Annotated in this window: 14 protein-coding genes; all 14 read left to right on the top strand. The window is 61.6% G+C overall.

Annotation, left to right across the window (positions count from 1 at the left end; genetic code table 11):
• The first annotated feature begins 112 nt into the window (after positions 1–112).
• The 14 genes from mgtA to NBH21_RS16910 all read left to right on the top strand — a co-directional run bounded on the left by mgtA (position 113) and on the right by NBH21_RS16910 (position 25680).
• A complete protein-coding gene (gene mgtA / locus NBH21_RS16975) occupies positions 113–2743 on the top strand; it encodes a magnesium-translocating P-type ATPase (protein WP_250915421.1) in 2631 nt (876 codons plus the stop codon).
• Positions 2744–3161: 418 nt separating this feature from the next.
• On the top strand, positions 3162–4589 hold the full coding sequence (locus tag NBH21_RS16970; RefSeq protein WP_250915420.1) for a mannose-1-phosphate guanylyltransferase/mannose-6-phosphate isomerase: 1428 nt from the start codon (positions 3162–3164) through the stop codon (positions 4587–4589).
• Positions 4590–4742: 153 nt separating this feature from the next.
• A complete protein-coding gene (locus tag NBH21_RS16965) occupies positions 4743–8069 on the top strand; it encodes a transglutaminase family protein (RefSeq protein WP_250915419.1) in 3327 nt (1108 codons plus the stop codon).
• A gap of 8 nt (positions 8070–8077) precedes the next feature.
• Positions 8078–10486: a circularly permuted type 2 ATP-grasp protein gene (locus NBH21_RS16960; protein ID WP_425340437.1), complete on the top strand. Its 2409-nt coding sequence runs from the start codon at positions 8078–8080 to the stop codon at positions 10484–10486.
• A gap of 4 nt (positions 10487–10490) precedes the next feature.
• Entirely contained in the window at positions 10491–11369 is an 879-nt protein-coding gene (locus tag NBH21_RS16955; protein ID WP_250915418.1) for a transglutaminase family protein, read from the top strand.
• Positions 11370–11484: 115 nt separating this feature from the next.
• Positions 11485–12759, top strand: coding sequence for a TadE/TadG family type IV pilus assembly protein (locus NBH21_RS16950; RefSeq protein ID WP_250915417.1), 1275 nt, complete (start codon positions 11485–11487; stop codon positions 12757–12759).
• Between the two features lie 272 nt (positions 12760–13031).
• On the top strand, positions 13032–15491 hold the full coding sequence (locus NBH21_RS16945) for a glycogen/starch/alpha-glucan phosphorylase (RefSeq protein ID WP_250915510.1): 2460 nt from the start codon (positions 13032–13034) through the stop codon (positions 15489–15491).
• Entirely contained in the window at positions 15491–17704 is a 2214-nt protein-coding gene (gene glgB / locus NBH21_RS16940) for a 1,4-alpha-glucan branching protein GlgB (protein ID WP_250915416.1), read from the top strand. Before NBH21_RS16945 ends, glgB begins: the two co-directional genes overlap by 1 nt.
• 14 nt (positions 17705–17718) lie before the next feature.
• Positions 17719–18981, top strand: coding sequence for a glucose-1-phosphate adenylyltransferase (gene glgC, locus NBH21_RS16935; RefSeq protein ID WP_250915415.1), 1263 nt, complete (start codon positions 17719–17721; stop codon positions 18979–18981).
• Positions 18982–18986: 5 nt separating this feature from the next.
• A complete protein-coding gene (glgA, locus tag NBH21_RS16930) occupies positions 18987–20426 on the top strand; it encodes a glycogen synthase GlgA (RefSeq protein WP_250915414.1) in 1440 nt (479 codons plus the stop codon).
• Positions 20427–20430: 4 nt separating this feature from the next.
• Complete coding sequence (locus NBH21_RS16925; protein ID WP_250915413.1) at positions 20431–22062, top strand: alpha-D-glucose phosphate-specific phosphoglucomutase; 1632 nt, start codon at positions 20431–20433, stop codon at positions 22060–22062.
• A 13-nt stretch (positions 22063–22075) separates the two neighbouring features.
• Positions 22076–24043 (top strand): glycogen debranching protein GlgX, encoded by a 1968-nt coding sequence (glgX, locus tag NBH21_RS16920; protein WP_250915412.1) that lies wholly within the window; start codon positions 22076–22078, stop codon positions 24041–24043.
• A gap of 87 nt (positions 24044–24130) precedes the next feature.
• On the top strand, positions 24131–24619 hold the full coding sequence (locus NBH21_RS16915; protein WP_250915411.1) for a MaoC family dehydratase: 489 nt from the start codon (positions 24131–24133) through the stop codon (positions 24617–24619).
• A gap of 2 nt (positions 24620–24621) precedes the next feature.
• The gene (locus NBH21_RS16910; protein ID WP_250915410.1) at positions 24622–25680 is read left to right on the top strand and encodes a DUF2332 domain-containing protein; all 1059 of its coding nucleotides are present in this window, start codon (positions 24622–24624) and stop codon (positions 25678–25680) included.
• The last annotated feature ends 29 nt before the right edge of the window (positions 25681–25709 follow it).

Here is a 25709-nt window from a genome sequence, read left to right as displayed (position 1 = left end):
TCGTCCGCAATGACGATGTTGCAGGGATGGACTATGTTCGCCAACGCAAGGCAATCTCAAGACCGGAATAGCCTGCATCATTCTTAGCCAGCCCGCCCGGACGGATCCGTATATGTCTCTCACCCCCGGCAATTCAACAAACGGCGACATCCATCGGAATGCTTACTGGAGCCTACCGCCCGATGACCTGTTCAGCCAGTTTCATTCCGGAAAGCAGGGTCTGACAAGCGCGGAAGCCGCCGAACGGCTGCGGCATTTCGGCCCCAACTCGCTGAAAGACGAAAACCGCTGGAGCGCCCTGCGCATCTTTCTGTCCCAGTTCGAAAGCCCGCTGGTGCTGATTCTCGTGGCCGCCGCAGCGATTTCGATCGTGGTCGGGGAGTGGCGCGAAGCGATCATCATCTCGCTGATCGTTCTCGCAAGCTGTATCCTGAGCTTTTATCAGGAGTATTCCGCATCCGTCGCAGTCGAGAAACTGAAGGAGCGCATCGGTTTCAAGGCGCGGGTGCGCCGGGACGGAAAATTCGTCTCCATAGCCGCAGCCGAGGTCGTACCCGGCGACATCGTTGCCGTCTCCGCCGGCGACCTGATCCCGGCCGATGCCATCCTGATTTCGGCAACGGATCTCTTCGTCAGCCAGTCGGCCCTCACCGGCGAGACCTTTCCGGTCGAGAAACGGCCGGGTGAACTGCCTGCTGACACAGCACTGGCCAATCGCGCCAGCATGCTGTTCACGGGAGCCTCCGTCCGTAGTGGCATGGGCGAGGCCATCGTCGTCGAAACCGGGGTCGAGACCGAATTCGGCAAGATCACCGCCCACCTGCAGGAGGAGGCACCGGAGACAGATTTCGCCCGCGGCATTCGCCGGTTCGGCTATCTCATGACGCGCGTCGCGCTGATCATGGTGGTGGTGATCTTCGCCGGCAATATCCTGCTTCAACGGCCTCTGGTCGACTCGCTGCTCTTCTCGCTTGCCATCGCCGTCGGTATCACGCCCGAACTGCTGCCCGCGATCGTCAGCCTCACGCTGTCGAGCGGTGCGCGCCGCATGGCCACGGGCGGCGTTATCGTGCGACGGCTGGCCTCGATCGAAAACCTCGGCAGCATGAACCTGCTATGCACCGACAAGACCGGAACGCTTACCGAAGGTGTCGTCAGCCTCGACAGGGTCGAGGGGCCGCTGGACGGCGCCCCGGACGGATTGCTCCGGCTCGCCACCCTCAATGCCCGCCTGCAGAACGGCATGGCGAACCCGCTGGACGGTGCCATCGACAAGGCCGCCACCGCAGCAGCCATCCAGACGGACCCATCCTCCAAGATCGGTGAAATTCCCTATGATTTCGTCCGCAAGCGCCTCTCGGTGATCGTTCGAGACGGGGATGGCGACCTGCTGATCGCAAAGGGGGCGCTAGCGAACATTCTGGAGGTTTCGACCCATGTCATGCATGCGGGTGAACTGAAGGCACTCGACGACGAGGTGCGCGCAGCGCTCGCGAAGCGCTATGCCGATTGGAGCAGTGAAGGCTTTCGCGTGCTGGGCATCGCAACCCGTCGCTTTGCGCCGTCGCGGGAGCGCTACGGACATGACGACGAAACCGGCCTCGCCTTTGCCGGCTTCCTGCTCTTCAGTGATCCGCCGAAGAACGGCATTGCCAAAACGCTGGCAGCGATGGCCGAGCGCGAGGTCAAGGTCAAGGTGATTTCAGGTGACAACCGCTTCGTGGCCGCCCATCTCGCCCGTACGATAGGGCTGCCCTCGGCTCACATCCTGACCGGAGAGGAACTGTCGAAACTGACGGACGAGGCGCTGGCGGCACGCGCCGTTCGCACCGACCTCTTCGTCGAGATCGATCCGAACCAGAAACAGCGTATCGTCGCCGCACTTCGCGGTCGCGGCCATGTGGTCGGCTATCTTGGCGACGGCATCAACGATGCGCCCGCCCTGCATGAAGCCGATATCGGCATTTCCGTCGAAGGGGCCGCCGATGTCGCCCAGCAAGCGGCCGACATGGTGCTGGTAGACAAGAGCCTCGACGTGCTGCTGGAAGGCATAGACAACGGCCGCAGGACCTTCGCCAACACGATGAAATACGTGTCCTGCGCCATCAGTTCCAATTTCGGCAACATGATCAGCATGTCGTTCGCATCCTTCCTGCTGCCGTTCCAGCCGTTGCTCGCCAAGCAGATCCTGCTGAACAACTTTCTTGCCGACATCCCCTCGATGGCAATCGCCGGCGATAATGTCGACCCGGCGGCGGTCATGCATCCGCAACGCTGGAACATCGCCTATGTCCAGCGCTTCATGATCGTCTTCGGCCTGATCAGCACACTGTTCGACTTCCTGACTTTCGGCTTCCTGCTGGCGCTGACCGGCGAACATGCCGCCATATTCCAGACGGGCTGGTTCGTGGAATCGCTCATCACCCAGCTATTGACCGTCCTCGTCATCCGCACCCGGGCGCCCTTCTTCCGAAGCCGGCCGGGCCGCTGGCTTTTGCTGTCGACGCTCGTCGTATCCGCGCTCGCCGTAGCGCTACCCTACCTTCCCGGATCGGAGTGGTTCGGCTTCGTGCATCTGCCTGCCGGCGTACTCGTCGGCCTCACCGGCATCACCTTCGCCTATCTGGCGAGCACGGAAATCGCCAAGCACTGGTTCTTCAGCAAACCCCATGACCGGCTTTTTCACAGGAAGCGGCGTCGCGGCAACACCATGCCCGGCCTTAGCGACAGGAACCGTCGATAGTTGGCCGACAACGGAAAATTGCAAAAAAAGCTGCCAATTTCTTTCACGGGGCGGAACAAACCTCGCGGCCAAGCGTTTGAGCGAGGATTGAAATCTCCAAAACTGGTAAATGTCCGCCGATGCGTGTCGTTTCCGTCACATTTGCTTACGAAACCACCGATTCCGACAAGGAACCCTTGCCGGAAGTGACCCCTTCCCCCGCCAGCGTCGGCCCGGATATGGCCGTTTTTGCACCCTGGACCATTCAGCCTTGCAGCCTGTGGTCTTGGAGAACCGGGCAAAAAATGCAACAAACCGTATCCATGCAAGGGAGAGCGTCGCAGTCGGATACTGATGGGCACACGCCCCGGCGAAAGACTGCTTTCTGATCTCTGCCCTTCGCATCGCCACAAGCGCCCAACCGAAAGGCAAAGCAGAAATGAATTCAAAGATCGTACCCGTCATCATGGCAGGCGGAAAGGGAACGCGCCTCTGGCCGCTGTCACGCGCAGCCGCCGCGAAGCAGTTCATCCGTTTCGTCGGCGACAAGACCCTGTTCCAGGGTACGCTGCTTCGGGTGGCGGACGGTCATCTGTACGAACCCGCGCTGGTTATTACCAATGAGGAATTCCGCTTCCTCGTCGCCGAACAGGCGCGCGAACTGGATTCGAAGCTTTCCGGCATCGTTCTCGAACCCGAGGCCCGCAATACCGCCGCCGCGGTCGCTGCAGCCGCAGTGGTGGTGTCCGAACTTTATGGCGAGGACGCCATCATCCAGATCCTGCCGTCCGACCACGACATCGTCGTCGACGACGCCTATCGCAACTGTGTCAAGGCGGCAGCAAAGGCTGCCCATGCCGGCAGGATCGTCACCTTCGGCATCACCCCGACCGAACCCGCGACCGGTTACGGCTATATCGAACTTGGCAAGGACCTCGGAGACGGCGCATTCGGCGTCAAGCGCTTCGTCGAGAAGCCGAAGACCGAGGCCGCCGAGAAGATGATCGAGTCCGGCAACTTCTACTGGAACTCCGGCATGTTCGTCTTCTCCGTGAGCCAGATCCTCGCGGAACTGGAAAAATTCGCGCCGGAAGTTCTGACGGCTGCCCGGGCATCGGCAGAAAAAGCCACCAAGGATCTGGACTTCACCCGTCTCGACAAGGACGCCTTCGTCAAGAGCCCGAGCATCTCGATTGACTATGCGGTGATGGAAAAGACCCCGAATGCCGCCGTCATTCCCTCCCCGATCACCTGGTCGGATCTCGGCAGCTGGGATGCCGTCTGGAAGATCGGCCAGCCGGATGCCGACGGCAACGTCGTGCACGGCAATGCGACGGTGATCGGCACCCGCAATTCGCTGGTCATGTCGCGCAACAGCCATCTCGCCGTGCAGGGCATGGACGGCGTCGCCGTCATTGCCAGCGAAGACGCCGTTTATGTTGGACGCCTCGACGAAAGCCAGAAGGTCGGCGATCTGGTGAAACTGCTGGCGTCACGCAAGGAAACCGCCAATCTGACGGAAAATCATCCGACCTCGTTCCGGCCCTGGGGCGGTTACACCTCCGTGCTCAACGGCGAACGCTTCCAGGTGAAGCGACTTTTCGTCCATCCCGGCAAGAAGCTGTCTTTGCAGAAGCATCATCATCGCGCAGAGCACTGGGTATGCGTCCGCGGCACGGCGGAAGTCACCATAGACGACAAGGTGACAATCCTGCACGAGAATCAGTCGATCTACATTCCGCAGGGCTCCGTGCACCGCCTTGCCAACCCCGGCAAGATCCAGCTCGAGATGATCGAGATCCAGACGGGCTCCTATCTCGGCGAAGACGACATCATTCGTCTGGTCGACGAATTCGGCCGGAGTTGACCGCAAAAGTCAAAATGACATGACATCTGCGAAAAACACGAGGCCCCGGACGCTTATGCGCCCGGGGCCTGCTTGCTTTATGCCGCTGCATTGCACAAGATTGATTTTAACCCGGAAAACGGGATCGATAAGGGAACAGGGCAAGCAGCACGAATGTCGATCAAAGCCAGCATCTATCACCTCACCCATTATCAATATGACAACCCGGTGAGGCTAGGGCCGCAGATCATCCGCCTGAAACCGGCCGCGCATTCGCGCACCAAGGTGCTCAGCCACTCGCTGAAGGTGACCCCGGCCAATCATTTCGTGAACCTGCAGCAGGATCCCTACGGCAACTATCTCGCCCGCTTCGTCTTTCCGGACCCGGTGACCGAGTTCAAGATCGAGGTCGATCTTGTCGCCGACATGACGGTCTACAACCCCTTCGACTTCTTCATCGAAGAAGAAGCGGTGAAATGGCCCTTCGAGTATCCTGCCGATATTCGCGAAGACCTCGCGATCTACATGAAGCCCGAGCCGGATTGCCCGGCACTCGACGCTTACATGGAAACCGTCGACAAGACGCCGGATCAGGGCACTGTCGATATGGTGGTCGGCCTGAACGCTCGCCTGCAGCAGGAAATCGGCTACGTGATCCGTATGGAGCCCGGCGTACAGCAACCCGACGAGACGCTGACGCTCGCCAAGGGCTCGTGCCGCGACACGAGCTGGCTGCTCGTCCAGATCCTGCGTCGCCTCGGTCTCGCCGCACGCTTCGTATCCGGTTATCTGATCCAACTCGCACCGGACCTCAAGGCGCTGGACGGCCCATCCGGCACCGAAGTGGATTTCACCGACCTCCATGCCTGGGCGGAAGTCTATATTCCGGGTGCCGGCTGGATCGGTCTCGACCCGACCTCCGGTCTGCTGACCGGCGAAAGCCATATCCCGCTTGCGGCAACGCCGCACTACAAGAACGCCGCCCCCATCTCCGGTGGGTATATAGGCCAGGCCAAGACAGAGTTCGCCTTTGACATGCAGGTGAAGCGCGTGTCCGAGCATCCGCGCATCACAAAGCCCTTTTCTGATGAAAGCTGGGATGCGCTCAACGCGCTCGGCCAGAAGGTAGACCGTTCGCTGCTCGCCGGCGACGTGCGGCTCACAATGGGTGGCGAGCCGACCTTCGTCTCGATCGACGATTTCCAGTCCGAGGAGTGGAATACCGCAGCTGTCGGCCCGACCAAGCGGCAGAAGGCCGACGATCTCATCCGCCGCCTGCAGCAGCGCTTCGCCCCGGGCGGTTTCCTGCATTACGGTCAGGGCAAGTGGTATCCCGGTGAAAGCCTGCCGCGCTGGACCTTCTCGCTCTACTGGCGCCGAGACGGCCTGCCGGTGTGGAAAAACACCGACCTGATCGCCGTCGAAAGTCGAGACCATAAGGTCACCCACGAAGACGCCTCGCGCCTTCTGCAGGCAATCGCCGTCGAACTCGACATCGAGCCCGAGAATGTGGCGGCAGCCTACGAGGATCCCGCCGAATGGGTCATCAAGGAGGCAAACCTTCCCGAAAACGTCGATCCGTCCAATTCAAAGCTCAAGGATCCGGAAGAGCGCAGCCGCATCGCCAAGGTTTTCTCCAACGGGCTGACGACCCCGGCAGGCTATGTCCTGCCGGTACAGGCGTGGCAGGCACGCGTATCAGGCCGCATCTGGGTCAGCGAGAAGTGGCGCACCCGCCGCGGTCGCCTCTATCTCATTCCCGGCGACAGCCCGGTCGGCTTCCGTCTGCCGCTGAATTCGCTGCCATACATCTCGCCATCCTGGTACCCCTACATCAACCCGGTCGATCCGACCGTGGAAAAACCACCGCTGCCCGATTTCGCGACCGACAAGGGCCGTGGCATGCCGGAACATTCCTTCCAGCGGGACGCCGGCCAACAGACACGCATGCCGCAATCCTATGAGGAGATCGGCGGCCATGTGCGCACCGCGATCTCGGTGGAAGTCCGTGACGGCCGGATCTGCATCTTCATGCCGCCGACCGAGGCGCTTGAAGAATATCTCGATCTTCTGGCTTCCGCCGAGCGTGCAGCGGCATCGCTGAACCTGCCCGTTCACATCGAGGGCTACACACCGCCCCATGACGAACGGCTGAACGTCATCCGCGTCGCGCCGGATCCGGGCGTCATCGAGGTCAACATCCACCCGGCCTATAACTGGCAGGACTGCGTCGACACCACCGCTGCGATCTACGAGGAAGCGCGGCAGTCGCGCCTCGGCGCCGACAAGTTCATGATCGACGGACGCCACACCGGCACCGGCGGCGGCAACCACGTCGTCGTGGGCGGCGCGACGACCAACGACAGCCCGTTCCTGCGCCGGCCGGATCTGCTGAAGAGCCTTGTGTTGCACTGGCAACGCCATCCGTCGTTGTCCTATCTGTTTTCCGGCATGTTCATCGGCCCGACCAGCCAGGCGCCGCGCATAGACGAAGCGCGCCACGACAGCCTCTACGAACTGGAAATCGCGCTCGCCCAGATCCCCATGCCGGGCAATGGCCAGTTGCCGCCCCTGCCGTGGCTGGTAGACCGGCTGTTCCGCAACCTGCTGATCGACGTCACCGGCAACACACACCGCTCGGAAATCTGCATCGACAAGCTGTTTTCACCGGATGGACCGACGGGTCGCCTCGGCCTCGTCGAGTTCCGCGGCTTCGAAATGCCGCCGAATGCACGCATGTCGCTTGCCCAGCAGCTTCTCATCCGCGCGCTCATCGCCCGCTTCTGGAAGAACCCCATCACCGGCAATTTCGTCCGTTGGGGTACGGCGCTGCACGACCGCTTCATGCTGCCCTATTACGTCTGGCAGGATTTCCTCGAAGTGCTCGCCGACCTGCGCGACAATGGTTTCGACTTCAAGCCGGAATGGTTCGAGGCCCAGCTTGAGTTCCGCTTCCCCTTCTATGGCGAAGTGGAATACGGCGATTCGCGGCTGGAACTGCGCCAGGCACTGGAACCCTGGCACGTCATGGGCGAACAGGGCGCGATCGGCGGCACCGTGCGGTACGTCGATTCGTCGGTGGAACGGCTGCAGGTGAAGCTCGACACGCCCAATCCGGCGCGTTTCGCAGTCGCCTGCAACGGCCGCCGCGTACCGCTGACGCCAACGCGAACCAATGGCGTGGCGGTCGCCGGCGTGCGCTACAAGGCATGGCAGCCGGCCTCTGGGCTGCATCCCGTCCTGCCGGTCAACACACCGCTAACATTTGACATTTACGATACGTGGTCCGGCCGTTCCATCGGTGGGTGTGTGTATCATGTGGCCCATCCCGGCGGCCGCAGTTACGACACCTTCCCTGTGAACGGAAACGAAGCGGAAGCGAGACGACTTGCACGTTTCGAGCCTTGGGGCCATACAGCGGGCAGTTATCCCTTGTGGCCGGAAACCGTTGCACCGGAATTCCCGCATACATTGGATCTGAGAAGACCCCAGGGCATGTGAAAGAGGATATGACGAACCAGACGGTGGCCGAAGAGCTGGAAGACGAAATCAGCGAGACGCGAAGCATGAGTTATCGGGCATTGCCGGGCGCAGCCGACGAGATGCTGGATAACAACGGCGGCATTCGTCCCGTGTGGCAGCGCTTCGTGAACTCCATCGACCGGCTGTCCGAGCACGAACTGCACGAGCGTTTTGCCCGCGCCGACCGCTATCTGCGCGACGCCGGCGTGTTCTACCGTGCCTACGGCGCCAACGGTTCGAGCGACCGGGCCTGGCCCTTTTCCCATATCCCTGTCCTGATCGCCGAAAAGGAATGGCAGGTGCTGGCCGAAGGCCTGGTACAGCGCGCCAACCTGCTGGAAGCAGTGGTCTCAGACATCTACAACGATAACCGGCTGGTCCAGGAAGGCTTCATCCCGCCGCAGCTGATCGCCGGAAATCCGGAATTCCTGCGCCCCTTGGTAGGCATCAAGCCGGCCGGCGGGCACTATCTGCATTTCTGTTCCTTCGAGATCGGTCGCGGGCCTGACGGCAACTGGTGGGTGCTGGCCGACCGCACCCAGGCACCGTCTGGCGCAGGTTTCGCACTGGAAAACCGCGTTGCGACCACCCGCGCCTTCTCCGACATCTATGCCGAAACGCATGTCCATCGCCTTGCCTCCTTCTTCGGGGCATTCCGCGATGCGCTGCAGTCCCGCAAGCAGCATGCCGACGACCGCATAGCGGTGCTCTCTCCGGGTCCAGCCAACGAAACCTATTTCGAGCATGCCTATATCGCCCGCTATCTCGGCATCATGCTGCTGGAAGGAGAGGATCTGGCCGTCGTCAATGGCCGGGTTATGGTGCGCACCGTCGCGGGATTGAAGCCGATCAGCGTCCTTTGGCGCCGTTTGGATGCCGCCTATGCCGATCCTCTGGAACTCAACCAGAATTCCCATATCGGTACGCCGGGCATGGTGCAGGCGCTGCGCAACGGCGCCGTGACCTTCGTCAACGCTCTCGGCTCCGGCATACTCGAAACGCGGGCGCTGCTCGCCTTCATGCCGACCATCTGTCATCATCTGCTCGGCGAGGACCTGGCGCTGCCCTCCATCGCCACATGGTGGTGCGGCCAGAAGTCCGAACGGGAACAGGTGGCCCGCAACCTCGATCGCATGGTGATTGGCCCCGCCTATTCGCGGCTCCCCTTCTTCGACGACAGCGGCCGCTCGCAGCTCGGCGCCTCCCTGTCCAAGGCCCAGCGCAAGGCCATGCTGGAACGGATCGAAGCCGAAGGGGGCAAACTGGTCGGTCAGGAGGTCGTCACCCTCTCGACCACACCGGCTTTCGTCGACGGCAAGCTGACGCCGAGGCCGATGAGCCTTCGGGTCTATGCAGCCCGCACCCGTGACGGCTGGCAGATCATGCCCGGCGGCTTTGCCCGGATCGGCAGCGGCGACGACGTTTCTGCAATCGCCATGCAGTCCGGCGGCAGCGCCGCCGACGTCTGGATCGTTTCCGAAAAGCCTGTTGACCGCACCTCACTTCTCCCGGCGGAGGAAAGCTTCACCCGCAACATGCCGGGCAGCCTGCCGAGCCGGGCGGCCGACAATCTCTACTGGCTCGGCCGCTACATCGAGCGGGCCGAAGGCGCATTGCGCATCCTGCGCGCATGGCACGGGCGCTTCGCCGAATCGGCAGATCCCGAACAGCCGCTTCTCGCCTATGTGACGCGCTACCTGTCCGATCTCGATGTCGACATGAAGCACGGCGTGCCGGAAAGCATGATGCGCAACATCGACAGCGCCGTCTATTCGGCCAGCAACATCCGCGACCGCTTTTCACCGGATGGATGGCTGGCGCTCACCGACCTTGCCAAGACCGCGCGACGCTTCCACGACAAAGTCAAGCACGGCGACGATGCGGCGCATGCGATGACCATCCTTTTGCGTAAGCTCGCGGGCTTCGCCGGCCTCGTGCATGAAAACATGTACCGCTTCACCGGCTGGCGCTTCCTGACTGTCGGCCGGTTCCTCGAACGCGGGCTGCACATGACGCGGCTCCTCGGCCATATGAGCGCCGACGCAGCGCCCGACGGTTCGCTCGACATGCTGCTGGAAATCGGTGACAACGTCATGACCCATCGCCGCCGCTACAACGTCAACACGGCCAAGCTGACCGTGACCGACCTCCTGGCGCTCGATCCCTTGAACCCGCGATCCATTCTGTTCCAACTCAACGAAATCCGTACCGAACTGGAGCAGCTGCCGAACGCCTTCGTCAGCGGGCAGATGTCGCCGCTCTACCGCGAGGCGATGCGCCTGCATTCCGGCCTTGCGGTGATGACGCCGGAGACGATGACGCCGGAAATCTATTCCACCCTCGAACGCGAACTCGAGAGACTGTCAGACATCCTTGCCAACACCTATCTCGGATAGTCCGATGCTCTACGATCTCACACTCCACATCGGCTATACATACGAAGTTCCGGTTTCAGGCTCCCATCACGTGTTGCGCGTGTTGCCGCTGTCCCTGTCCGATCGCCAGAGGCTTGTCGCAGGCGCTGTCAGGATCGATCCGCAGCCCGACGAGACCACCAACTTCGTCGACTTCTTTCAGCATCCGGCAACCTCCATCATGCTGCGGGCACAACACGAGAAACTCGATATCCGCATGCAGGCGCGCGTCATGGTGCAGCCGCACGCGATCACGGCCGACTTCTCCCCGATCCTCGAAAAACTGCCGGAAGAACTTGCCGATTTCTGGTCCGTGGAACCGGAATCGCCCCATCATTTCCTTAAACCCAGCCCGCGCCTCAACGAAGTGCCGGAAATCGCCGCTTACGCCGCCAAGGCCGTCAAGCCCGGTCAGACGGTACGCCAGATCGCCGAGACGATCTGTGCGAGGATACATTCGGACTTCAAATACGACCCGGATGCCACGACGGTAGACTCGACACCGGCCGAATCCTTCGCGCTCAGGCGGGGTGTCTGCCAGGATTTCTCCCACGTGATGATCATTGCGCTCAGAAGCCTCGGCATACCCGCGGGCTATGTCAGCGGCTTCCTGCGCACGATCCCGCCACCGGGCAAGGAGCGCCTCGAGGGTGCTGACGCCATGCACGCCTGGGTCCGCGTCTGGTGCGGCGAGACGATGGGCTGGATCGAGCTCGACCCCACCAACAACATCGTCGTCAGCAGCGACCATGTCGTGGTGGCTTACGGCCGTGACTATTCGGATGTGGCCCCGGTCATCGGCGTGCTGAAGAGCTATGGCAGTCACCAGACGGTACAGGCGGTCGACGTCATCCCGGTAAAATGACGCCTAGCCCGCGATTACCGCGAGAAACATTAAAATCCGAGCATTTCGCTTAAGTCGAATATCAGCTTTTTCGGATATCCAGCCATCAAGGTAATCCATCGAGTGGATCAAGGTGATGACTGGTTTCGTAAAGAGAAGCACTGTTGTTCGCCGGTTCGTATCAGACCGGAACGGCAATTTCGGCATGATGACGGCGATTTTGTTGCCCGTGACGCTCGCCGTCGCTGGACTGGCGATGGACATGACCCAGGTCATACAGGTCAGGTCCGCCCTTCAGGATGCGGCAGATTCCGCAGCCCTTTCGGCGGCTTCCGCCTTGGCGAGCGATGAAACCCTGACGGACGAGCAAGCGATCGAACGCGCCAGGAAATTCATGGCGGCGCAGTTTGCCAACACGGCCGGCTCAGACAACGCTACCGACGATGAAACCCAGAGCAGCGCGTCCGACGAACTTGGGGACGAGACCACAGCTGTCGTCCAGCGCACCGCCGGCACCAACGGCGCCAGCAATGTCTACGACGTCACGGTATCAGGCTATTACGACGTCCCGATGAACGCCTTCACCCGCTTGCTCGGTCGCGAGAGCATGCGCGTATCCGTGAGCAGTAAGGCCGAAAGCACCTCCGAGACACGGAGCGCGATGTCGATGTATCTGGCTCTCGACCGTTCGGGTTCCATGTCCTTCGTGACCGATACGGTCGACACGACCCAGACATCCTGCGTGAACTACACTGCGGAAAATTGGGCCTACAAGGACGTCAAGTCGGGACAGAGGAACTACATCAAGCCCACGAAGCCCTGCTACGTGCGCAAAATCGACGCCTTGAAAACGGCCGCAGGCGTCCTCTTTACCACACTCCACGATGCCGACCCCGATTCAGCCGGCGTTCGCGTCGGCGCCGTGTCATATAACGACACAACCCAGTCGCCCTCCGCGATCGCCTGGGGCACGACATCGGCCGCAGCCTATGTCAGCGCGCTGCCTTCCGTACCAACCGGCGGCACCAACGCGACCGGCGCCATGAAAATCGCCTATGATGCGCTGACGGCGACGAACGCCACCGAAGCGACCGCGCAGGCAGCCAAGGACAACAAGAAGTTCGAGCGTTATATCCTGCTGATGACCGACGGCGAAATGACCGGAACCGGTTCCTCTTGGAACTCATCTATCGATAGCCAGGTTCGCGGTTATTGTGCCCAGGCCAAGACCGACGGCATCAAGATCTTTTCCGTTGCATTCATGGCCCCCGACAAAGGTAAGTCGCTATTGAACTATTGTGCCAGCGATACAAGTTATTATTTTGAGCCGGATGACATGGATGAGCTCGTCAGCGCCTTCAAGGAAATCGGTAAAAAGGCGTCCGAGATGACCACCCGTCTCACAAATTGAAAGCGGCGTACTCAAATGCGCGACCAGACACAGAGCCGTGGCGACAAACGCCACGGCTTTTTTGTTTAAAAAACATGCAGTGACATAAATCCTGAAAATTCAGCGATTTATAAAGAACACATAGTCCATGCGCCAATCCGGCATTTGCCGATTTCCTGTGTTGCAAGTGTTTCATAACGGTGCGTAAACTGCGAAAAATCGACCATGCGCCGATGCTCCCAGAATCGGCGAGACACCCCGTTAAAGCTGCTCCAACCTTAGGCGGAACCATGATCAAGACCCTCAGCAAAGCGGACCTGCCCTTGCCGAAGCCACGTGTTTCCGATCCGGAAGTGCTGGCCGCCGAAATCATCGAGCGACTGACATACGGCATCGGCAAGGACGCAAAGGTGGCGACGCCCCATGACTGGCTGACGGCGACGATCCTCGTGGTGCGTGATCGCATCATCGACAAGTGGATGGAATCGACCCGCGCCACCTATGCCGATAACGCCAAGCGCGTCTATTATCTATCCCTCGAATTCCTGATCGGTCGCCTGATGCGCGACGCCATGTCCAATCTCGGACTGATGGACGAGATCCGCCAGGCGCTCGGATCGCTCGGCGTCGAACTCGACGTCATCGCCGGCCTTGAACCCGATGCAGCGCTCGGCAATGGTGGTCTCGGTCGCCTCGCCGCCTGCTTCATGGAATCGCTCGCGACCGTCGATATCCCGGCTTACGGCTACGGCATTCGTTACGTCCACGGTCTTTTCCGCCAGCAGATGGCGGACGGCTGGCAGGTCGAACTGCCGGAAACCTGGCTTGCGCACGGCAATCCCTGGGAATTCGAACGGCGCGAAAGCTCCTATGAAATCGGCTTCGGCGGCGGTGTCGAGACGGTCAACGGCCAGAACGAGGAAATGCGCTTTGTCTGGAAGCCGAGCGAGCGCATGATTGCCACGGCCTATGACACGCCCGTCGTCGGCTGGCGCGGCGAACGGGTAAACACGCTTCGCCTCTGGTCGGCCCAGCCGATAGATCCCATTCTCCTCGATGCCTTCAACGCCGGTGACCACATCGGCGCGCTGCGCGAAAGCAACAAGGCCGAAACACTGACACGCGTGCTTTATCCGGCAGACGCAAACGCTGCCGGTCAGGAACTGCGTCTCCGCCAGGAATATTTCTTCTGTTCCGCATCGCTGCAGGACATCCTGCGCCGCCACCTGCAGCAGGGCAATCAGCTCTCCGCATTGCCGGACAAGGTTTCGATCCAGCTCAACGACACCCATCCGGCCGTCTCCGTCGCTGAACTGATGCGGCTCCTCTGCGATATCCACGGCGTCGACTTCGATACCGCCTGGGAAATCACCTGGAAGACATTCTCCTATACCAACCACACGCTTCTGCCCGAAGCACTGGAAAGCTGGCCCGTTCCGCTGTTCGAACGGCTCCTGCCGCGCCACATGCAGCTGGTCTACGCCATTAACGCCAAGATCCTGGTCGATGCACGCAAGAACCGGTCCTTCTCCGACACCGAGATCCGTCACATCTCCCTGATCGACGAAAGCGGCGACCGGCGTGTGCGCATGGGCAATCTCGCCTTCATCGGCTCGCACAGCATCAACGGCGTTTCCGCCCTGCATACGGAACTGATGAAGGAAACGGTTTTCGCCGACCTTCACAAGCTTTATCCTGACCGCATCAACAACAAGACCAACGGCATTACACCGCGCCGCTGGCTGATGCAGTGCAATCCGCAGCTGACCTCGCTGGTCCGCGAAGCGATCGGCGACGATTTCCTCGATGATGCGGGCAAGCTGACGACGCTTGACGCCTTTGCCGACGATGCGTCGTTCCAGGAGAAATTCGCTGCCGTGAAGCGCGCCAACAAGGAGCGCCTCTCCAATCTGGTCGCCAGCCGCATGGGCATCCGCCTCGACCCCTCGGCCATGTTCGACATCCAGATCAAGCGCATCCACGAATACAAGCGCCAGCTTCTCAACATCATCGAGACGGTCGCGCTGTTCGACCAGATCCGCTCCCATCCCGAACGCGACTGGGTGCCGCGCGTCAAGCTCTTTGCCGGCAAGGCGGCGCCGAGCTATCACAACGCCAAGCTCATCATCAAGCTCGCCAACGACGTCGCTCGCGTGGTGAACAACGACCCATCCGTGCGCGGCCTGCTCAAGGTCGTCTTCATTCCGAATTACAACGTCTCGCTCGCCGAAGTCATGGTGCCGGCAGCCGATCTGTCCGAACAGATTTCGACGGCCGGCATGGAAGCTTCTGGAACCGGCAACATGAAGTTCGCGTTGAACGGTGCGCTCACCATCGGCACCCTTGACGGGGCAAATGTGGAAATGCGCGATCATGTCGGCGAGGAGAACATAGTGATCTTCGGCAAGACGGCGGAGGAAGTCGGCAAGGCCCGCGCCGACGGATACAATCCGCGTGCGACTATCGAAGGCTCTCGCGAACTGTCGCAGGCGCTTTCGGCCATCGCCTCCGGCGTCTTCTCGCCGGATGACCGCGGTCGCTTCTCCGCCCTGATGAACGGCATCTACCAGCATGACTGGTTCATGGTCGCCGAAGACTTCGATTCCTACGCCAAGGCCCAGCGCGATGTCGACACCATCTGGACCGACCCCACGAGCTGGTATGGCAAGACCATCCGCAACACCGCCCGCATGGGCTGGTTCTCGTCCGACCGCACGATCCGTCAGTACAACTCCGATATCTGGAGAGCCTGATGGCCAAGTCACCGAAGACCATCGGTGATGCCCTCCAGCCGGAGATCCCTCCGGCCCCGGAGGTTGCGGCCATTATCGCGGGCACCCATGGCGATCCTTTCGCGGTGCTCGGCATTCATCAGACGGACAAGGGGTATTGCGCCCGCTGCTTCATTCCCGGTGCAGAAACCGTCACCGCAGTGGCGCTCAACGGCACCGACCTCGGGGAATTGCAGCAGATCGATCCGGCGGGATTTTTCTCCGGGCCTGTGGCGATCGGCGGCTTCCATCCACTCCGTTACCGCGCTTGCCGCGGCGATGCCGAATGGACGGTTACCGACCCCTACAGCTTCGGCCCGGTGCTCGGCCCGATGGACGATTACTTCGTCCGCGAAGGCTCGCATCTCAGACTGTTCGACAAGATGGGCGCCCATCCGCTGAAGCACCAGGGGGTCGACGGCTTCCATTTCGCGGTATGGGCGCCGAACGCCGAGCGCGTCTCCATTGTCGGTGACTTCAACGAATGGGATGGCCGGCGACACGTCATGCGGCTTCGCCGGGATACCGGCATATGGGAAATCTTTGCTCCCGATGTCCGCCCCGGTGCCGCCTACAAGTTTGAGATCATCGGCAAGGACGGCCTGTTGCAGCCGCTGAAAGCCGACCCCTATGCCCGGCGAGCCGAACTTCGCCCGAAGAATGCCTCGATCACGGCGCCCGAACTGGAGCAGGAGTGGGAGGACGATGCCCATCGCGCGCATTGGGCAAGCGTGGACCAGCGCCGCCAGCCGATCAGCATCTACGAGGTGCATGCCGGTTCCTGGCAGCGGCGCGACGACGGCTCGCTCCTGAGCTGGGACGAATTGGCAGACCGCCTGATCCCCTATTGCTCGGACATGGGCTTCACCCATATCGAGTTCCTGCCGATCACCGAACACCCCTACGACCCGTCCTGGGGCTACCAGACCACCGGGCTTTATGCCCCCACCGCCCGCTTCGGCGAGCCGGAAGGGTTCGCCCGTTTCGTCAACGGCTGCCACAAGGTCGGCATCGGCGTCATTCTCGACTGGGTGCCCGCCCATTTTCCAACCGACGCCCATGGCCTGCGCTGGTTCGATGGGACCGCCCTTTACGAGCATGCCGATCCGCGTCAGGGTTTTCACCCCGACTGGAACACGGCGATCTACAATTTCGGCCGCAACGAGGTCCTGTCCTACCTCATAAACAACGCGCTCTACTGGGCGGAGAAGTTCCATCTCGACGGCCTGCGCGTCGATGCGGTCGCCTCGATGCTCTACCTCGACTATTCCCGCAAGGAAGGCGAATGGATACCCAACGAGTACGGCGGGCGCGAAAACCTCGAGGCTGTGCGCTTTCTGCAGAAGTTGAACCGGCTGGTCTATGGCGCCCATCCCGGCGTGATGACCATCGCGGAGGAATCCACCTCCTGGCCCAAGGTCTCGCAGCCGGTCCACGAAGGCGGCCTCGGCTTCGGCTTCAAGTGGAACATGGGCTTCATGCACGACACGCTGAGTTATTTCTCGCGTGAGCCGGTGCACCGCAAGTTCCACCATCAGGAGATCACCTTCGGTCTTCTCTATGCCTTCTCCGAGAATTTCGTGCTGCCGATTTCCCATGACGAGGTCGTGCATGGGAAAGGCTCGATGATCGCCAAGATGGCGGGCGACGATTGGCAGAAGTTCGCCAATCTCAGGAGCTACTACGCCTTCATGTGGGGTTATCCCGGCAAGAAGCTGCTGTTCATGGGACAGGAATTCGCCCAGTGGAGCGAATGGAGCGAAAGCCGTCCGCTCGACTGGAACCTGCTCCAGTATGCCCTTCACGAGGGTATGCGTCGTCTCGTGCGCGACCTCAATTTCACCTACCGCTCCAAACCCGCGCTTCACGCCCGTGACTGCGAGGGCGATGGCTTCGAATGGCTGATCGTCGACGATCACGACAATTCGGTCTTCGGCTGGCTGCGCAAGGCGCCGGGCCAGAAACCGATCGCGGTCATCTGCAACTTCACGCCCGTCTATCACGAGCGTTACGCCGTGTCGCTGCCCGCTGCGGGCCGCTGGCGGGAGATCCTGAATACCGATGCCGAGATCTATGGCGGCAGCGGCAAGGGCAATGGCGGCCGCGCGGAAGCCCGCGCCGGCACCGATGGTCGCGCGACGGCAATCATCACCCTGCCGCCGCTCGCCGTCATCATGCTCGAACAAGAAAACTGATGCGGGAGGACAAAATGACGGAAAAGCGGATCCAGCCATTGGCGCGCGATGCAATGGCCTATGTTCTCGCGGGAGGGCGGGGCAGTCGGCTGAAGGAGTTGACGGACCGGCGTGCCAAGCCTGCGGTCTATTTCGGCGGCAAGGCTCGGATCATCGACTTCGCGCTGTCGAACGCACTCAACTCAGGTATTCGCCGCATCGGCGTCGCAACCCAGTACAAGGCCCATTCGCTCATCCGCCACCTGCAGCACGGCTGGAACTTCTTCCGCCCGGAACGCAACGAAAGCTTCGACGTCCTGCCCGCCTCCCAGCGCGTCTCCGAGACCCAATGGTATGAAGGCACGGCCGACGCCGTCTACCAGAACATTGACATCATCGAGTCCTACGGCCCGGAATACATGGTCATCCTGGCCGGCGACCATATCTATAAGATGGACTACGAGCAGATGCTCCAGCAGCACGTCGATTCCGGCGCCGACGTCACGATCGGCTGCCTGGAAGTGCCGCGCGAGGAAGCGACCGGCTTCGGCGTCATGCATGTCGACGAGAAGGACGATATCATCGCTTTCGTCGAGAAGCCGGCCGATCCGCCGGGCATTCCCGGCAACGAAAAGTTCTCGCTGGCCTCGATGGGCATCTACGTCTTCCAGACCCGCTTCCTGATGGATGTCCTGCGCCGCGATGCCGCCGATCCGACCTCCAGCCGGGATTTCGGCAAGGACATAATCCCCTACATCGTCTCGAACGGTAAAGCCGTCGCCCACCGGTTCGCCCGTTCCTGCGTCCGTTCCGATTTCGAGCGCGCGCCCTACTGGCGCGACGTCGGTACGATCGACGCCTACTGGCAGGCCAATATCGACCTGACGGACATCGTTCCCGATCTTGATCTCTACGACAAGACCTGGCCGATCTGGAGCTATGCCGAGATCACGCCGCCGGCGAAATTCGTCCATGACGACGAGGGACGTCGGGGTTCCGCGATCTCCTCGCTGGTCTCCGGCGACTGCATCATCTCCGGCTCGACACTGTTGAGGAGCCTGCTGTTTACCGGCGTGCGCGCCAATTCCTATTCCCGCCTTGAAGGCGCTGTGGTTCTTCCCAAGGTCCAGATCGGGCGTCACGCCCGACTGACCAATGTGGTCATCGACCACGGGGTGGTGATCCCCGAAGGTCTGGTGGTGGGAGAGGATCCGGAAATCGACGCGCGTCGGTTCCGTCGCTCCGAGAACGGTGTCTGCCTGATTACCCAGACGATGATCGACAAACTGGATATGTGAGCCTGATGAAAGTCCTCTCCGTCGCCTCCGAGCTTTATCCGTTGATCAAGACCGGCGGCCTGGCAGATGTTGCCGGTGCCCTGCCGCTTGCGCTGAAGGCGCACGATGTCGATACCCGGACACTCATCCCCGGCTATCCGGCAGTAATGAAGGCGATCAAGAAGGCCGTGAAGCGGGTCGAGTTTACCGACCTGCTCGGGGAACATGCCACCCTGCTCGAGGCCAAGCATGAAGGCCTCGATATTCTGGTTCTCGATTCGCCCACGCTTTTCGAACGCTCCGGCGGCCCCTATGTCGATCCGGCATCCCGCGACTATCCCGACAACTGGAAACGGTTTGCCGTGCTTTCCAAGGCCGGCGCGGAAATCGCGGCAGGCGTGCTTCCCGGCTGGCAACCTGATCTCGTTCATGTGCATGACTGGCAGACGGCGCTGACTCCTGTCTACATGCGTTATGCCGAGACACCGGAACTGCCGAGCCTCATCACCATTCATAACATCGCTTTCCAGGGTCAGTTTTCCGCCAGCTACTTCCCCTATCTCGGTCTTCCGGCCCATGCCTATTGGGAAGCGCTCGAATATTACGGCACGATGAGCTACCTGAAGTCAGGTCTTTCGACCGCCTCGGCGCTCAGCACCGTCAGCCCGTCCTATGCCGAGGAAATCCTGACGCCGGAATTCGGCATCGGTCTGGAGGGCATAATCGCTGACCGCGCCGTCGATCTCTACGGCATCGTCAACGGCATCGACGCCCAGGTCTGGAACCCCGCGACCGATCCGCTCATCGCCACTCAATACGCCTCCGGCGCATTCAAGAAACGTCAGGCGAACCGCGCGGCACTCACGGCCCGCTTCGGCCTCGACGATGATGACGGGCCGATCTTCTCCATCGTTTCCCGCCTGACCTGGCAGAAGGGCATGGACCTGCTCGGCGAAGTGATCGAAGACATCGTCTCAGCTGGCGCGAAACTGGCCGTCCTCGGCTCAGGCGACAGCGCACTTGAGGCGCAACTGCTTGCCGCCGCCTCGCGCTACCGCAATCGCATCGGCGTGGTCATCGGTTTCGACGAGCCGCTTTCGCACCTCATGCAGGCCGGTGCCGACGCCATCCTGATACCCTCCCGCTTCGAGCCTTGCGGCCTGACCCAGCTCTATGCACTGCGCTACGGCTGCGTGCCCGTGGTCGCCCGTACGGGCGGCCTCGCCGACACCATTGTCGACGCCAATGAAGCCGCGCTTGCCGGCGGCGTCGCCACCGGAATCCAGTTCGGACCGGTGACCGCGGATGCCCTGCGCCGCGCCATCCAGCGCACGATGAGGCTCTATCGCGATCCCAAGGCATGGGCGCAGCTGCAGAAACAGGGTATGAAGAGCGACGTCTCCTGGGGTCGCAGCGCCGAGCGCTACGCCGAACTTTATCAACGCCTCGTTTCGAAAGGCCATTAAGTCCATGATATCGACTGTTGCCACCAAGCCCTTCTCGGACCAGAAGCCCGGCACCTCGGGCCTGCGCAAGAAGGTCCCGGTCTTCCAGCAGGAAAATTATGCAGAGAACTTCATCCAGTCGATTTTCGATTCGCTGGAAGGCTTTCAGGGCAAGACGCTGGTTGTCGGCGGCGACGGCCGCTACTACAATCGCGAGGTGATCCAGAAGGTCATCAAGATGGCCGCCGCCAATGGTTTCGGCAAGGTCATGGTCGGCAAGGGCGGCATTCTCTCGACGCCCGCCGCCTCCCACGTCATCCGCAAGTACAAGGCCTTCGGAGGCATCATCCTGTCCGCCAGCCACAATCCCGGTGGCCCGACCGAAGACTTCGGCATCAAGTACAATATCGGCAATGGCGGCCCGGCGCCGGAAAAGATCACCGATGCGATCTTCGCCCGCTCGAAGGTCATCACCAGCTACCGCATTGTCGCTGCCGACGATCTCGACCTCGACAATATCGGCGCCTTCGAAGTCGGCGGCATGCAGGTCCAGGTGATCGATCCCGTCTCCGACTATGCCGAACTGATGGAAGAGCTTTTCGACTTCTCCGCCATCCGCAACCTGTTCGGCCTCGGCTTCCGCATGGTGTTCGACGCCATGAGCGCCGTGACCGGTCCCTATGCCAAGGAAATCATCGAGAGACGCCTGCGCGCGCCCGAAGGCACGGTCCGCAACTTCACGCCCCTGCCGGATTTCGGCGGCCATCATCCGGACCCGAACCTTGTCCATGCCAAGGAACTCTATGACGAGATGATGAGCGGCAAGGACGCGCCGGATTTCGGCGCCGCCTCCGACGGCGACGGCGACCGCAACCTGATCATCGGCAAGGGCATCTTCGTCACACCTTCGGACAGCCTCGCCATTCTGGCGGCCAATGCCCACCTGGCGCCCGGCTATAACGGTGGGATCGCCGGCATCGCCCGCTCGATGCCAACCAGCGCCGCCGCCGACAAGGTGGCCGAAAAGCTCGGCATCGGCATCTACGAGACCCCCACCGGCTGGAAATTCTTCGGCAACCTGCTCGACGCGGGCAAGGTCACGATCTGCGGCGAGGAAAGCGCCGGCACAGGATCGAACCATGTGCGCGAGAAGGACGGCCTCTGGGCGGTTCTGCTCTGGCTCAACATTCTCGCCGTGCGCGGTGAAAGCATGCAGGACATCGTTTCCCAGCACTGGGCGACCTATGGCCGCAACTACTATTCGCGCCACGACTACGAAGCCGTCGACACCGACGCCGCCAACGGTCTGGTCGACACCCTGCGAGCCAAGCTCGCCACCCTGCCCGGCGCGAAGTTCGGCGACCTCGTGGTCAGCGCCGCCGACGATTTCGCCTATCACGATCCGATCGACCAGTCGGTCAGCAAGAACCAGGGTATCCGCATCTTTTTCGAAGGCGGCTCCCGCATCGTCTTCCGCCTCTCCGGCACCGGCACCTCGGGCGCGACTCTGCGCGTCTACATCGAACGCTACGAGCCGGACGCAAACCGTCACGATCTCGAGACGCAGTCCGCCCTGGCCGACCTGATCGCCGCAGCCGAAAGCATTGCCGAGATCAGCAGCCGTACCGGTCGCGATGCGCCGACCGTCATCACCTGATCGCGGCGGCTCCATGAACCCGATCGAAAGCCGGCATGGCGGAGTGGTCCTCACCGACACAGGCGCGGATTTCGCCGTCTGGTCCCGCCATGCCGAGCAGATCGATCTCTGCCTTTATGACGTCAATGGCGGCGGAGAAATCTGCCGTCTTCCCATGACGCGCGGTGAAGCCGACGTGCATCGCCTGCATGTCGAGGGTGTGACGGAAGGCGCTCATTACGGCTATCGCACCCATGGGCATTACGCCCCGGACCATGGCTGGTGGTTCGATCCGTCCAAGCTGCTCGTCGACCCTTACGCCAAGGAGCTGGACCGACCCTTCATCCACGATATCAGGCTCTCGACCTTCGGCGTCGATACCGCTCCCCTCGTTCCGAAATCGGTCGTCACCCGCGACCGGCTGGCCCGGCCGATGATGCCGCTCATGCCCAAGGGCGGTTTCATCTACGAGGTCGCGGTCAAGCCCTTCACGATCCGCCATCCGGATGTGCCGAAGAACCTGCGTGGTACCGTCGCGGCGCTCGCCCATCCCGCGGTGATCGACCACCTGAAACGGCTCGGTGTCGATGCCATCGAACTGATGCCGATCGTCGCCTGGATCGATGAAAGGCATCTGCCGCCGCTCGGCCTGAGCAATGGCTGGGGCTACAATCCGGTCGCCTTCATGGCGCTCGATCCCCGCATCGTGCCCGGTGGCGTCGCCGAACTGCGCGACACCGTCGCCGCCCTGCATGCCGCAGGGATCGGCGTCATTCTCGATCTGGTCTTCAACCATACCGGCGAGAGCGACCGGCTCGGCACCACGCTTTCGCTGCGCGGACTCGACAACCTCTCCTTCTACCGCCATCTCTCCGACAATCCAGGCGTTCTGGTGAACGACACCGGCACCGGCAACACTCTGGCCTGCGATCATCCGCACGTCCGCCAGCTGATCGTCAGTACCTTGCGTCATTTCGTGCTTCACGCCGGCATCGACGGCTTCCGCTTCGATCTCGCGCCTATCCTCGGACGCTCGCTGAGCGGTTTTCATTCGAACTCGAGAACGCTGCAGGCGATCCTGCAGGACGACATTCTGGAGGATCGGGTGATGATCGCCGAACCCTGGGACATCGGTCCCGGCGGTTATCAGCTCGGCAATTTCCCGCCGCCCTATCTCGAATGGAACGACCGCGCGCGAGACAATATCCGGCGTTACTGGCGCGGCGATGCGCATATGACCGGCACGCTCGCGACAGCACTTGCCGGCTCTTCCGACGTATTCGCCCGGGATGGAGCAACGACCACCCGCAGCGTCAACTTCATTGCCGCCCATGACGGCTTCACCCTGTTCGACCTCGTCTCTCACAGCCACAAGCGCAACGGTAAGAACGGCGAGAACAACCGCGACGGCCATGACGAGAACTACTCGTGGAACAATGGTGTGGAAGGCGAAACCCATAACCGCACCGTTCGCCGCCAGCGCCGGCAGGACGTTATCGCTCTTCTGTCCACCCTCTTTGCCAGCCGCGGCGCGATCATGCTGACGGCAGGCGACGAGTTCGGCCGCACCCAGCACGGCAACAACAACGCCTATTGTCAGGACAATGAAATGACCTGGCTGAACTGGGAAGGGCTGGACGAGGAACTGCTGGAGGCGACGGTCGCGCTGTCTGCCATGCGCAAGCGCTTCTCGATATTCTCGCAGACCGAGTTCTTCAACGGCGGCGGCGACGTCGCCTGGATCTCGGCAAGGGGCGTCCCGATGACCGTTGAAGACTGGGAGGAGCCTGATGGCGCCGCGTTCGGCATGATCCTCACCAGCTGGGACCGGAAGCTCAACGCGGAAGTTCGCCTTGCGATCCTCTTCAATCGTTCGCATTTGACACAGGATTTCGTCCTGCAGCCCGCCGCCGGCCGGAAATGGCGTAAGCTGTCATCAGGCCGTAGCACCCCCTTGATCCACTTGAAACCGCGATCGGTGGAGTTTTACCTCGAGCCCTGATTATTCTGTCCATGTACTCCAAGGCCATGGTAGTGCGCCTGCCAAGCCGCTGTAAGCATTCTGATTTGCCAATTCGATGAGGTTCTCGTGCCCGTTGAGATTTCACTGTCGCAGATCCCCGGCCTGGTCGGAGAGGAGATCGGGCTTTCGAGCTGGATCACAGTAGACCAGACGATGATCGACGCCTTTGCCGGCGCGACCAACGACCATCAGTTCATCCATGTCGATCCCGCGCGCGCGGCCGCAGAGACCTCGTTCGGCGGCACCATCGCCCACGGTTTTCTGACCCTTTCGCTTCTCTCAGCGATGAACTACGACTGCCTGCCGAAGATCCGCGAGCAGACGATGGGCATCAACTACGGCTTCGACAAGATCCGCTTCATGTCGCCGGTCCGCTGCGGCAAGCGCATCCGCGGCCACTTCGTGCTATCCGACGCCCGCTTCCGTGGCGCCGGCATGGTGATGACCACCTATGACGTCAGCATCGAGATCGAGGGAGAGAAGAAGCCGGCGCTGACCGCCACATGGATCACCATCGTGCAGTTCGACCCGAAGGATCGTCCCGAAGGAGTTTGACAATGGCAGAGACCGATATCGTTCTTCAGTCCTTCCTGCGACAGGCAAGCGCATGCAACGATCTCGGCTCTCCCTTCACCGCGCGGCTCTGCACTCTGGTGGCTGAAAGGCTGGATGACGATACGGAGGTCGGAAGACGCATCCTGAACTGGCAGGGCGACCCGACCGGCACCGGCGATGCTCTCGCGCTGCGTCTCGCGGGGTCCCTTCACGCGCTGGTGCTCTCCGGTTTGGACGCCTCTATCGCCGCGACCTATCCGCCCAACATCGTTGACGACGAAACCCTGTGGCAAGCCTGCAAGGCAGCCTTCAAGCGCGACGAGGCATTCATCCTGGAACGCCTGCGTTCCGCCCCGCAAACCAACGAGGTACGCCGCTCGGCTGCCCTTCTGCCCGGGTTCCTGACGATTGCACGACTGTTCGGCAAGCCGCTCGTCCTGTCCGAAGTCGGAGCAAGCGCCGGCCTCAACCTGCAATGGGATCGTTATTCCTATCGCCTTGGTGATTTCACCTGGGGACCGGAATCATCCGTATCGCTGAAGCCGGAATGGCTGGGACCTCCCCCTCCACCGGCAGAAATCCATGTCGCGGAACGATCCGGATGCGATCTCAATCCGCTTGACCCGGCCTCGCCCGAAGACCGGCTTCGCCTGATGTCCTACATCTGGGCCGACCAGAACGATCGTCTGGAGCGCACCCGCCATGCGCTCGGGATCGCCGTGGAAAATCGCCTCACCGTCGAAAAGACCGATGCGATCGAATGGCTGGAAAAGCGGCTCGCGACCTCCCGCCCCGGCGCGGTTCATGTCGTCTATCACACGATTGCCTGGCAATACCTGCCGGAAGAGCTGAAACGTCGGGGAGAAGCCCTGATCACGGAGGCCGGTTCCCGCGCCACGGATGATGCACCTGTCGCGCGATTGCAGCTGGAAGCCGATGGCAGACCGGACGGCGCGGCCATCACATTGCAGGTCTGGCCGGGCGGCGAAAGACACGAGATCGGCCGTGCCGATTTTCATGGCCGCTGGATCAAATGGAAAGGCTGGCCGGGTCTCCTGTAGATCCCCGGCCAGCCCGAAAGTTTGTCAGT

Origin of the sequence: Ciceribacter sichuanensis (genome assembly GCF_024055605.1) — a bacterium.
GTDB lineage: Bacteria > Pseudomonadota > Alphaproteobacteria > Rhizobiales > Rhizobiaceae > Allorhizobium > Allorhizobium sichuanense.
This window is presented reverse-complemented; position numbering and strand designations above follow the sequence as displayed.

Bases quoted from the DNA above. Each gene is read 5' to 3' on its own strand.
- NBH21_RS16955 (WP_250915418.1), top strand. From the start codon at position 10,491: ATGCTCTACGATCTCACACTCCACATCGGCTATACATACGAAGTTCCG.
- NBH21_RS16950 (WP_250915417.1), top strand. From the start codon at position 11,485: ATGACTGGTTTCGTAAAGAGAAGCACTGTTGTTCGCCGGTTCGTATCA.
- NBH21_RS16925 (WP_250915413.1), top strand. From the start codon at position 20,431: ATGATATCGACTGTTGCCACCAAGCCCTTCTCGGACCAGAAGCCCGGC.
- glgA (WP_250915414.1), top strand. From the start codon at position 18,987: ATGAAAGTCCTCTCCGTCGCCTCCGAGCTTTATCCGTTGATCAAGACC.
- NBH21_RS16910 (WP_250915410.1), top strand. From the start codon at position 24,622: ATGGCAGAGACCGATATCGTTCTTCAGTCCTTCCTGCGACAGGCAAGC.
- NBH21_RS16965 (WP_250915419.1), top strand. From the start codon at position 4,743: ATGTCGATCAAAGCCAGCATCTATCACCTCACCCATTATCAATATGAC.
- glgX (WP_250915412.1), top strand. From the start codon at position 22,076: ATGAACCCGATCGAAAGCCGGCATGGCGGAGTGGTCCTCACCGACACA.
- NBH21_RS16970 (WP_250915420.1), top strand. From the start codon at position 3,162: ATGAATTCAAAGATCGTACCCGTCATCATGGCAGGCGGAAAGGGAACG.
- NBH21_RS16960 (WP_425340437.1), top strand. From the start codon at position 8,078: ATGACGAACCAGACGGTGGCCGAAGAGCTGGAAGACGAAATCAGCGAG.
- mgtA (WP_250915421.1), top strand. From the start codon at position 113: ATGTCTCTCACCCCCGGCAATTCAACAAACGGCGACATCCATCGGAAT.
- glgC (WP_250915415.1), top strand. From the start codon at position 17,719: ATGACGGAAAAGCGGATCCAGCCATTGGCGCGCGATGCAATGGCCTAT.
- glgB (WP_250915416.1), top strand. From the start codon at position 15,491: ATGGCCAAGTCACCGAAGACCATCGGTGATGCCCTCCAGCCGGAGATC.